Below are 957 nucleotides of genomic sequence, written 5' to 3'. Positions count from 1 at the left end.
ACCGCCAAGCATGCGTACGAGGTGAAGATCGAGGAACCGATTGCCGGTCTGATCATCGACGTCATCGCCGGTGACGACATCGTCAACATCGACGAGTCCAAGGCCGAGCAGACCATCAGTGGCAAGGCCACCGGTGACTTCAAGGCCGGTGACAAGGTGACCTTCACCCTCAACGGCACTGCCTACAGCGCCGACGTAGCGGCCGATGGCACCTGGAGCGTCAAGGTAGCCGGTGCCGACCTGGCCAAGGGCAGCAGCATCAACGCCACCCTGGTAGCCCACGATGGTGCGGGTAACGCCACCGAGGTACTCAGCAACCGTCCGTACAGTGTCGACCTGGCTGCACCGGTCGCGACCCTGACCATCAACGCCGTGGCCGGTGACGACATCGTCAACGCCGCCGAAGCAGCCATCCAGCAGACCATCAGCGGCAAGGCCGGTGGCGAGTTCAAGGCCGGCGATCTGGTCAGCCTCGAGCTCAACGGCACCACCTACAGCGCTGCTGTAGATGCTGCAGGTAACTGGAGCGTCGAGGTAGCCGGTTCCGACCTGGCCAAGGCCACCGGCATCCACGCCACCCTGGTGGCTCACGATGCGGCTGGCAATGCGAGCAGCATCGAAGCCGATCGCAGCTTCACCGTGGACGTCACCGCACCGGTCGCCACCCTGAGCGTCAACGTGATCGCCGGTGATGACATCGTCAACGCCGCGGAAGCCGCGACCAACCAGACCGTCAGCGGCAAGGCCGGTGGCGAGTTCAAGGCTGGCGACCTGGTGACCTTCAGCCTCAATGGCACTGCCTACAGTGCCCAGGTAGCGGCCGATGGATCCTGGAGCGTGCAGGTATCGGGCACCGACCTGGCCAAGGGCAGCAGCATCGACGCTACCCTGGTGGCCCATGATGCGGCCGGCAACCAGAGCAGTGTCACGGCCAACCGTCCTTACACCGTCGACGTG

Annotated in this window: 1 protein-coding gene; it reads left to right on the top strand. The window is 64.5% G+C overall.

Features of this window, described 5'->3' with window-relative positions:
- On the top strand, positions 1–957 hold a 957-nt coding region (locus IB274_RS29445), incomplete at both ends, for an Ig-like domain-containing protein (protein ID WP_192436293.1).

The organism is Pseudomonas sp. PDM18 (assembly GCF_014852585.1).
Taxonomy (GTDB): domain Bacteria; phylum Pseudomonadota; class Gammaproteobacteria; order Pseudomonadales; family Pseudomonadaceae; genus Pseudomonas.
The sequence above is the reverse complement of the archived record's forward strand: the minus strand, read 5'-3'. Positions and strand labels throughout refer to the sequence as shown.